5 protein-coding genes are annotated in these 11,369 nt (G+C 46.8%); all 5 read left to right on the top strand.

Features of this window, described 5'->3' with window-relative positions; translation table 11 throughout:
* Nucleotides 1-27 precede the first annotated feature (27 nt).
* On the top strand, nt 28-2,079 hold the full coding sequence (gene pulA / locus QP794_RS21670) for a type I pullulanase (protein ID WP_285078833.1): 2,052 nt from the start codon (nt 28-30) through the stop codon (nt 2,077-2,079).
* Between the two features lie 411 nt (nt 2,080-2,490).
* The gene (gene pulA / locus QP794_RS21665) at nt 2,491-5,370 is read left to right on the top strand and encodes a type I pullulanase (RefSeq protein ID WP_285078832.1); all 2,880 of its coding nucleotides are present in this window, start codon (nt 2,491-2,493) and stop codon (nt 5,368-5,370) included.
* A 458-nt stretch (nt 5,371-5,828) separates the two neighbouring features.
* Nucleotides 5,829-8,075 carry an Ig-like domain-containing protein gene (locus tag QP794_RS21660; protein ID WP_285078831.1) on the top strand — a complete coding sequence of 749 codons (2,247 nt, stop codon included), beginning with the start codon at nt 5,829-5,831 and terminating at the stop codon, nt 8,073-8,075.
* A gap of 372 nt (nt 8,076-8,447) precedes the next feature.
* Complete coding sequence (locus QP794_RS21655) at nt 8,448-9,989, top strand: pectinesterase family protein (RefSeq protein WP_285078829.1); 1,542 nt, start codon at nt 8,448-8,450, stop codon at nt 9,987-9,989.
* A gap of 17 nt (nt 9,990-10,006) precedes the next feature.
* Nucleotides 10,007-11,359, top strand: a complete 1,353-nt coding sequence (locus tag QP794_RS21650; protein ID WP_285078828.1) for a pectate lyase family protein — start codon at nt 10,007-10,009, stop codon at nt 11,357-11,359.
* Nucleotides 11,360-11,369: the final 10 nt, after the last annotated feature.

Below are 11,369 nucleotides of genomic sequence, written 5' to 3'. Positions count from 1 at the left end.
ATTGTCATTGAAAGGGGAATACACAACATGATTGATGATCATCAGAAGCTAGAAGGAATGAATGTAGTGGATACATACCGGGGTAGAGATCTGGGTGTAACGATGGAACCACAAGCCTGTAGTTTCAAAGTGTGGACGCCTGTTGCAAAACAGGTGGATGTACTAATATATCCGCCTTCAACAGGGGGGACTCCCAATGAGCCGAAGAATCAGGCAATACAAAAAGAAATACCGATGCACGAACAGGATCAGGGTATCTGGTCCCTGAAGCTCGAAGGCGAGTGGCAAGGATATCGTTATATGTACCGCGTTACCTTTGAAGACGGACGCCAGGAGATTGCGGTTGATCCTTATGCACGGGCTGTGACCATGAATGGAGAAATGGGTGTAATTGTCAGACTGGAACAGACCGATCCGAATGGATGGAATGAGGATATCCGTCCAGAATTGGTGAGCCCGGTAGATGCGGTCTTATATGAGCTGCATGTGCGCGATTTCTCGATCCATGAGTCATCCGGCATGAGACACAAAGGAAAGTACCTGGCTTTTACCGAGACAGGTTTACGCGATTCACACGGGAATACGTTGGGGATCGATCATTTGGCTGAGCTGGGGATCACTCATGTACACCTGCTTCCGGTATTTGATTTTGCGACCGTAGATGAATCGAAGCCAGATGACGGGACTTCCGATGACTCACGCTATAATTGGGGGTATGATCCACTTCATTACAATGTCCCAGAAGGTTCCTATGCTTCACGTGCAGATGAGCCCGAGACCAGAATTCGTGAGTTCAAATCGATGGTACTTGCCCTTCATGAGAAGGGAATCGGAGTCATTATGGATGTGGTGTACAATCATACGTTTGACACCGCAGCCAGTTCATTTGAGAAGCTTGTCCCAGGGTATTACTACCGTCAGAATCCGGATGGCACGTATAGCAATGGATCGGGTACAGGCAATGAAGTGGCTACAGAGCGCCCTATGGTGAGGAAGTTCATCATCGACTCCGTACGGTACTGGGCTGAGGAGTACCATCTGGACGGGTTCCGTTTTGACCTGATGGGTCTGATTGACACGGCAACTATGAAAGAGCTCACAGCAGAACTGCATGCCGAGGTCTCACCGTCCATCCTCTTTTACGGCGAACCCTGGGGAGCACTGGAATCACCACTCGGGGATCAAATGACCCTTAAGGGAGCACAGCGTGAAGCCGGATTTGCTGTATTTAACGATAACTTCCGTGGAACAATCAAAGGCGATAGCGATGGAACGGGAACCGGATTTGCTACAGGAGCGGAGGGAAAGGAAGACGATATATGGACAGGCGTACGGGGAGCCATTACCGATTTTACGGCCAGCCCATCGGAAACGATTAATTATGTAACTGTACATGATAATCTCAACCTGTGGGACAAAGTCGCACGGACACAAGGGTTGCACGATACGCTGGGATTTATCACATATAGCGAGGATGGTCGTGTGAAAGGCAGCGACAGCGTGGAAGAGGCTGTAAAGCATGCGAAGCCCTACTTGTACGTTGACCCGGATTGCATACTGGAGAACGAGACGGTCCGGCGCTGTCTGCTTGCTAGTGGCATCGTGTTGACTTCCCAAGGGGTTCCATTGATTGCTGCTGGAGATGAATTTCTGCGAAGTAAGTATGGCGATGCCAACAGCCATGAGAGTGGGGATTCAATTAATGCCATTCGGTGGGAGCAAAAGCAAGCATTTAAGCCTGTTTATGATTATTATCGTGGCCTGATTCGTCTTCGGCGCGAGCATCCTGCGTTTCGTCTTCGCACCCGGGAAGAGATTGAGGCGCATATTCGATTGCTTGAAAAAGGAGAAGGAATGTTGGCCTATGAACTGGCAGGAACGGCTGTCGGAGATTCATGGGGACGGATGATCATTATCTATAATGCTTCCAAAGAAACCCGTACAACCTCCGTCCCTTCAGGTATATGGAATGTGGTTGCAGAGCAGGGGCAAGCCGGCACCCAGGTGCTGCGCACGGTCAAGGACGGTCAGGTCAGCATTCCCGCGATATCCATGATGGTTATGTATTCAAACGAATGAACCTTTTCCCTTGGTCTAAAGCTGGCTCAGATCGACATCCGTGTTTCATGTCGGCTCCGCGAGAAGCTGCCCCTGCAAAATTATAATACTGAGTCCTCGATTCGTTAGAATGGAATAAGGCTACAAAGGGGTGTTCCCGTCATGCTGATGACTTGGGGACACCCCATTTGGTGTGCTCTCTTCTTTTTTCATCAGGACAGGTACAAATGCTGTCAATCTATGGCACTTGTTTACATATGCTATATCTTGAAAGCGATTGCTATCAGGATTTGCATCACTTTTATCATGCTAATTGAAAGCCTCTGTTCAACCGATAATGTTGAGTACAGACAACCCCGGGTTGACAAATGACGTCCTGCTCCGTAACATCGGGACAACACGAAATCAATGGATATAAAGGCGGTGGGAACGATGCCGGAATGGACAGCTTATCGATATGAAGGCAACGATCTTGGCTTAACATATACTCGTGCGGCAAGCACATTCAAGCTGTGGGCACCTACAGCACAGCAGGTTTCCCTACTCATTTTTGATGATGAGGGACGTTATGATGCAAGAGGAAAAGTAACCGAACATGATGATGGACAGAAGCGGTCGATGACCCGTGAATCGGACGGAATATGGAGTGTACAGCTTGAAGGGGATTGGGCCGGACATTATTATATGTATTCCATCACGCATGATGATCAGCATGTTGCCGTGGCACCCGATCCATATGCACGTGCTGTATCCGCGAACGGGCAGCGAACGGCCATAATTGACCTGAATACAACCGATCCAGTGGATTGGGAAGAGGATGTGAAGCCCGTATTTCTGCGTCCGGCAGATGCTGTTCTGTATGAATTGCATGTGCGTGACTTCTCCTCCGACCCTCATGCCGATATTCCTTATAAGGGCAAATATTTGGCATTTACGGCCTCCGGGTTGACGGACAGAGGTGGCAACTCCATCGGCGTAGATCATCTTGTCGAACTTGGCATTACGCATGTGCATCTTCTGCCTGTAGCGGATTATCAGACGGTTGATGAATTGGCAGCAACAACGGATACCAGCTCGAATGCCAAGTTGCCATACAACTGGGGGTATGATCCTCAGCACTACAACGTGCCGGAAGGTTCCTATGCCACCGATCCTCGTGATCCTGCGGTTCGGATCCGGGAGTTCAAGGCGCTCATTCATTCCCTGCACCGACAAGGCATTCGTGTTGTGCTTGATGTGGTTTACAACCATACGTATAGCGTGGATGAGGGACCTTTTGAACGAATTGTACCGGGTTACTATTATCGTTATCGTGAGGACGGCACATTGAGCAATGGCTCGGGTGTAGGCAATGAACTGGCTACAGAACGGCCCATGGTGCGAAAATATATTTTGGACTCTCTCCTGTACTGGGCAGAGGAATATCATGTGGACGGGTTTCGCTTCGACCTGATGGGTCTGATTGATACAGACACAATGAACGAATTGACCCGCGAGCTGAGAGAACAGATTGATCCGGCTTTTCTGATCTACGGGGAGCCGTGGACAGGCGGAGATTCGCCTCTGGAGCGGAAAACGTTAAAAGGAACACAGCGCGGTCAGGGATTTGCCGTATTTAACGATCATTTCCGTAGTGCCATCAAAGGGGACAGTGATGGCATCGGCAAAGGTTTTGTTACCGGAGCAGACGGTAAGGAGTACGAAATTGCCCAGGGTGTAGCCGGAGCGCTGGATGATTTTACGTCTTCACCTGTGGAATCCGTCAATTATGTGACAGCTCATGATAATCTCAATCTGTGGGACAAAATCGCCACAACGATGTACCTCAGACATGATCTCGGGTTTCCGGTATGGAGGGATGGTCAGCCTGTGGAAGGAGGCAGTGCGGAATCGGCGGTTAAGGCGGCAGACCCTTATCGGTATGTTAATGCAGATGATGTGCTTGACCATGAGATGGTCCGCCGTTCCTTGCTCTCGACGGGAATTTTGCTTACCTCACAGGGTATTCCATTCCTCCATGCAGGGGATGAGATATTGAGATCCAAAGCAGGAGATCACAACAGTTATCGCAGCGGGGACGCCGTGAATACGATCACTTGGGCGAACAAGTCTCGCTTCAGACCTGTTTTTGACTATTATTGTGGCCTGATCCATCTGCGCCGCACACATCCGGCTTTTCGCATGATGAATGCCGAGCAGGTACGTCATCATCTTCGTTTGATGCGTGCAGAAGGAAATGTGGTTGCATTTACACTGGAGGACGGAGCCAATCAGGATACCTGGAATCAGATCGTGGTGATCTACAACGGAACAGGTCAGCAGCAGCAAGTGAGTCTGCCGGAGGGCGACTGGCATATCGTGGTGAACGATCATCAGGCAGGTACAGACCTCATTGAGACGGTGAGCGGAACCGTAATGGTAGAACGGTGGTCATTGATGGTACTGTATGATACGGAGTATGGTGGCGGTGCTGAACCCGCTGTGATTGAGATTCATTCGCCGCGTCTTGTGTACAGTGTCGGAGAGATTGCTGGCTTACGTGCATCGGTCAGAGATCGTTTTGGTAATGTGGTGGAGAACGCATCGGTGACCTGGAGCTCTTCGAACCCGGACATTATTGCGATTCAATCCGATGGGACCATTCATACAGGGGAGACCGGTGAAGCGACCATTAGCGTCCATTGTGGCACGATTACCGCAGAGTGTACGCTGCAGGTGGATCAACTCCATCCGGAACGAATTGAAATTGTAGGGGAGTCTGTGATGTATACGACACGTGTCAATCGATTCCGAGCCCTGGTTCTGGATCAATTCGGCCAGCCCTTACAAGGGATGAAGATACGGTGGAGCTCGTCGCACCCGGATCATGCAGCTGTCAGTACAGCAGGAATTGTGCGTGCTTTAACACCAGGTTCCACCCAGATAATCGCGGAGGCGGGAGGGATTCAGGCATCGCTGAATATCAAAATCCACAAATCCATTTCCCGAATTGTCACTCTGCGATATGAACGGGAAGATCAGTGTTATGAGGGATGGGATGTCTGGGTATGGGGCACAGGTATGGAGGATGGGGCTGTCCCGTTTGAGCGAGTGGGCAATACAGCAGAAGCCCGTTTTCGGGTCGCTCCAGGACTGCATCATCTGGGCTTAATCATTCGACTGAATGAATGGGAAGCCAAAGATACCTGCGGAGATCGTTATGTTGACATCGGTCCTGAAGACGGAGATGTGCAGATTATCGTTCACAGTGGGTCGGATCAGATGCAAGTTATCCGTGAAAGTGATGCAGAGGATGATCGTAACAGTGCATAATTTTGCTTAAGTACTAACATTCATACAACTAGTTGAGAAGTGTATGCTTAACAAGCGGTCGGAAGGTATTCCGGCTGCTTTTTTGTTTTATGGATGATTACCAACTTGATAACGATCTAAACAAGAAAGGCATATTGTTTCCTTAATTTTTATTCGGGTAGGTCGCAAGTCAAGAATGATGACTCTTACATAATCATTTTGTGAGAGGTAGAAAGGTCTAGATTGAAAACGGGTATTCCATTAGCCTTTAGCCTTTGCTTCCGACAAAGAACATTGCGATATGGAGAATAAAGTAATTTATATATAATTTTTCTGCCCCTCGGTATATTAAGATAAATAACCAGGGATGACATTAGTGGACGCTTCTAGCTGACCTTCTCTTATTTGGGCAGTTAGATGAAAAAGCACTGACGCGGGGATATAACCTGTTTTCCCAATTCCTACATTGGAGGTAGAGTATGAAAAAGAAGTGGATAGCCATGGCATTAAGCGCGAGTATCCTCACAACATGTATACCGTTTGGGGGCGTGGAAGCCGCGTCATCGGAAGCGCTTCCTGCATTTCCTGGAGCGGAAGGCGGCGGCAAATATGTGACGGGGGGCCGGGCCACAACTGTCTACGAAGTAACAACGCTTGACGACTACAGCAAAAAGGAGAAACCCATTAAAGGTTCCCTTCGGGATGCTGTAAGCGGAAGTAATCGAACGATTATTTTTCGTGTTGGGGGAACGGTACATTTGAAAGAAGCCCTCAAAATTACCGGTTCCAACCTGACTATTGCTGGTCAGACTGCTCCTGGGGATGGAATTACGGTAGCCGATTACACGACAAGCGTAGAAGCTGACAATATCATTATGCGGTACATGCGCTTCCGGCTGGGTGACCGTGTTGTGAGTGAAGATGATGCCTTTGGCTCCAGGTATCATAAAAATATTATCATTGACCATAGCTCATTCAGTTGGTCGGTAGATGAAGTGATCAGTTTGTACGATAACGAGAACACGACAGTTCAATGGTCAATTTCCGCTGAAAGCATGCTGATGACAACCCATCAAAAAGGTCGCCATGGATACGGCGGCATCTGGGGCGGAAAAAATGCCAGCTACCTCCACAATCTAATTGCTCACAGCACCAGCCGCAACCCTCGATTGCCTACAGTGACGAAGCTCGTTGATCTGACGGAAATGACGAATAATGTCATTTATAACTGGGGATTTGCTTCAACCTATGGAGGCGGAGCAGAAGATTATCGATATAATATTATAAATAATTATTACAAGTACGGTCCAAATACGTATAACAACGTTAAATCGCAATTATTTGGTGAAGTTGCTCCGGAAACCAGATTGTTTATTGATGGGAATATCATGGATGGCAGCTCGGAAGTTACAGCGGATAACTGGGCTGGTGTACAAAAGTACTCCAATATATCGAAGCTGACGGAGCCTGCCAATATGCCAAACCCGTATACGGCTGAATCCGCGGTGGATGCATATGGTAATGTACTGTCAGACGCCGGCGCTACTCTTCCCAGACGTGACTCTTACGATGCACGTATCATCCAGGATGTCAAAAACCGTACCGGGCAGCATATCAACTCTCCAATTGAGATTGGCGGATATCCTGATTATTCTCAGACGCTGTCCAGTGTGGTCGACAGAGATCATGACGGAATGGATGACGTATGGGAGTTAGCCAATGGCCTGTCTCCTTCGGACCCCAAAGATGGCAACGAAACAACGCTTTCCGAAGTAGGATATACAAATCTTGAAGTTTATCTAAACGACCTAATCGTTCAGGGCAAAGCAGAGGGAAGGCATACGGATAATCCTGAAACCGCTATCCATTATCCCTTTAATAATCAAATTTTTGAAAAGGGCAGTAATATCTGTGTAACCGCCTCTGCGAGCGATCGTGACGGTATTGCAAAGGTTGAATTTATTGTAAATGGTGAGAAACAGGGGGAAGCCACAACCGAACCCTATCGTTTTCATTGGAAAAACGTCCAGGATGGTACACATTATCTCGTGATTCAAGCCACAGACAACAAAGGATTAAAAACCCAGTCCGACAATGTGGCCATCCATGTTAATACGACCGGCTCCACTCTTCCATGGACTTCGGTAGACATTGGCAACCCGGGCATTCCGGGGCATACCACTGTACAGGAGCAGAACGGTACAATTACTGTCAAATCGGCTGGATTGATTGGAGCTACCGCGGAAAGCGAAAGCGAGGTGGATAATTTTCAATTTGCTTATCAGTCTCTAGAAGGAAATGGGGAGATTATCGCCCGGATTGAAGCAGTAACACCAACTGACAACTATGCCAAAGCGGGTGTAATGATTCGTAACTCACTTGGGGATCGCTCTGAAATGGCTTTTCTATCCATACCCTATGTTAAATTTGGGAAAAAGGGCGTTCTGATTACCCGTTCATCTATAGGTGCAAAAGCGGTTAAGATAGAACCTGAAAACTTCATCAACACGCCATACTGGGTCAAATTGGTCCGAAACGGAAATGAAGTTACAGGGCTTATTTCTACGGATAAGGAGACATGGAGCAAGATCGGAACAGTGGCCCTTGACCTAAATGATACCGTTTATTATGGTTTGGCAGCGGATGCCGCCAAAGTGGATAACGAGGTCAACCGTTATAATACGTCTGTCTTCAGCGGAGTAGAGCTGAACAAACTTGAAGAATAACTTCCGAATACTCCCCGAGAAATGGAGAGCGTGTACACACCTTAATATTGAATCTGTCTGAAATAGAACCATGATTGCTTAAGAAGCCGTTAACAGCGGCTTCTTTACTTTTAACTCAGGACTTAGATGCAGACAATAATCACAAAAAATCCGCAAAAACAAAGCAATAAACCGAACGAATGAAATTTCATTTTATAGTATGATGAGCACATGTTAGATGAAGAGATCGTTTCTGCTAATTCTTTAGTTGACAATTATGAAAGCGGATACATTGTGTCGCAGTCTAACATAAAAAGCGATGCAATAATTTCAGGGAGGTTGATATGTGCAAGTCACAACGTACACATCGGAATGTAAAGGAGAGATTTTAACATGATCAATTGGCGTACTATTATGATAAGTGTTTTAATTTCTGTTCCATTGTTCAGCATCATTCCCACAGATGATGCATTGGCATCCACGCTCCTGGATCACAGCCATTTTAACACTACTCCGTCTGGCGCTTTGCCTTCCGGTTTCACCATCTCAGAGGCTGGCGGTCAGGTCCGCGCGGCAGAGGTACCAAGCCCCTCGAATCGAAGTGTTTTTCTTAACGATACAAGCATCACAGCCATTTCCAGTTTAAAAAAAACGATTACTGCTCAAACAGGTTACATAGACGCTGAATTCAAGTTTATGCAGCCTGCACTGGGAAACAACACGAAAATTTTTCGCCTGCTTAACGGTACAAAAGCAGCCGTTTCCATTGAAACGGTAGGCGGAAACATATCGTACCGAAACATGGATAACTCATACATCACACTTCAAAGTGGTTATGCAGCTAATACTTGGTACAGTATTCGGATTGTCGCCAACACCGCTACCAATACAGCTGACGTATATGTCAACGGCTTGCTGAAAACAAGTGGTGCTGGCTTTTATACAACGGTTAATCACATTGACGGGTACGAATCTTTTACACCCAACTCCAGCGAAAGCTCCCACTATTTAGACGATATTCTTGTAAAGAATGCTACAGCAACGATTCCATCCGATGCACTTGTCGTTAGCAAGAGTGGCGAAAGCGGTGTGTTCACGACGATACAGGCAGCCGTAGATGCCATCCCTGTTAATCAGACCACCTCCCGGACGATCTATGTCAAGAACGGGGTATACAGAGAGAAGATCACGTTTCCCGCAAATAAACCGAATATATCACTTATCGGTGAAAGCGCGCTTGAAACGATTTTGACTTATGACGATACAGCCAGTTCTGCCGGCGGAACAACCAATAGTGCGAGCGTTTACGTGAAAGGGAAAAACTTCAAAGCAGAGAACGTTACCATTCGAAATACAGCCGGAGTTACAGCGGGTCAAGCCGTTGCGCTTTACGTATCCGGTGACAGGGCAACGTTTAACAATGTGCGCATCTTAGGGAATCAGGATACTTTGTATGCGCATAGTGGCAGGCAGTATTATCGCGATTCCTACATTGAAGGAACCGTTGACTTTATTTTTGGTTCAGCTACTGCTGTGTTTGAGGGCTGTGAGATAAAGAGTTTGAATAACGGTTTTATAACAGCGGCTTCAACAGATCAATCTGCAGCACATGGTTATGTATTTATTAATAGTAGTCTGACTCAATCGGCATCGCTGACGGGTACTGTCTTTTTAGGACGACCATGGCGCCCGTATGCCTCGGTAGTTTATGTGAGCTCATATTTGGAATCGCATATTAACCCGACAGGTTGGGATTATTGGGGGAACGAAGCAAATAAGAGTACGGCACGTTATTCCGAATATGGCAACTCAGGTCCTGGTGCTTCTACGGAAAGTCGCGTAAGTTGGTCCCATTCTTTGAGCCCTGCTCAGGCTGCCGTGATCAATACCCAATCCGTGCTTGCTGGAAGCGATCAATGGGACCCCATTAATTAAAGAAAGGAATGATATTAATGATCAAATCGATTTTCAGCCTTGATATGCTAACAAAGTATTCATCAGTCTTACTTGGATCAATATTCATTCTTCTCCTATTCCCATGGTCTGCTCAAGCCTATACGCTCGGAGATGACACCCCTTACGGATATGGTGCTGGCACAACGGGCGGGGGGAGCGGAACCCCTTATTCGGTAACAGCCTATGATCAATTTATTACGCGAATAGCAGCAATCAAAGCAGATTCCTCCTTGTCAAGGGTCATCCGTATAGACTCAGATATCGTATGTACCCGAGGCACACGAACAAAAACAGACATGTCGGACAACAAGCCTTATACATTCAGCACTGCTGCCTTGATTAACCTGCCTTCTAATTTCACCTTATATAGCGAAGGCGGATATATGCTTCATCATTGCGGGCTTATGATAGATAAAGCGACGAATGTAATTGTTCGAAATATTGGCATTGGTGAGAGCTTTGTCAGTCAGACAGCATTTCCATATCCGGATACATTCACTTATACACTGCAAACCAATGCCAACGGTGCAGGAACTGCCGGAACGGTAGTCACGTTCAAGAAATCGGATGATATTAACACTCAATTAAAAGCAGCCAAATGGATTGATACGGATTCCGCAAACCGATCTATGTCCGGTTTTTTGATTTATCAAGCATTGGTGGGTGATTTATATGGAACAGATGGAATTTTGGTTCAAGATTCAACACAGGTTTGGATCGATCATTGTAAGATCTGGAAAACAGAGGATGGAGGAATCGACGTTATTAATTCACCTAGCGTTACGATTTCAAACAATGAATTCGAGTACATCGACAAGGTGCTGAGCATTTTTTCAAAATCCACTTCAACACCCTCCAGGGTCAGTTTGTATAATAACTATTTTCATTACAGCAATCAAAGAATCCCCAAGGTTGCAGATTCATCTATTGTGGACTCGTTCAACAATGTATACGACAATGTAGCGCAGGAAATCTCCCCTGCAGCAGTGACCAACAAAAATATCTATGAAATTTCGAATTGGCAGCGGGGTGGTTACGCCGTCAACGCGGCAGTAGGTTCGGATACCGGAACTGGAGGAATTATATATGCAACACAGAACGTATTCGGCCCTGGCGTACCTGCCAGTGAACGTTATATTTCCAATCCTGGTGGTTCGATAATGTTCGTAAGCAACTACCATAAGACTAGTCCTTCAACCATGGAGGCCATTGAAGATTATATCAAGGTCAACTCCGGCGTTACAATCAATCTTTACCCGGGTATGGTTATAAGCTCCATGTCAGACATAGCGACCTACAATGAGATTATTAACAGAGCAGGGGCATGGAATGGAGCGCTTGCCTATTAAGCTTATACGT

This window comes from Paenibacillus sp. UMB7766-LJ446, from assembly GCF_030226665.1.
Taxonomy (GTDB): Bacteria; Bacillota; Bacilli; order Paenibacillales; family Paenibacillaceae; genus Paenibacillus; species Paenibacillus vandeheii.
The sequence above is the reverse complement of the archived record's forward strand: the minus strand, read 5'-3'. Positions and strand labels throughout refer to the sequence as shown.

Coding starts and splice junctions, on each gene's coding strand:
- pulA (WP_285078833.1), top strand. CDS start 28: ATGATTGATGATCATCAGAAGCTAGAAGGAATGAATGTAGTGGATACA.
- pulA (WP_285078832.1), top strand. CDS start 2,491: ATGCCGGAATGGACAGCTTATCGATATGAAGGCAACGATCTTGGCTTA.
- QP794_RS21660 (WP_285078831.1), top strand. CDS start 5,829: ATGAAAAAGAAGTGGATAGCCATGGCATTAAGCGCGAGTATCCTCACA.
- QP794_RS21655 (WP_285078829.1), top strand. CDS start 8,448: ATGATCAATTGGCGTACTATTATGATAAGTGTTTTAATTTCTGTTCCA.
- QP794_RS21650 (WP_285078828.1), top strand. CDS start 10,007: ATGATCAAATCGATTTTCAGCCTTGATATGCTAACAAAGTATTCATCA.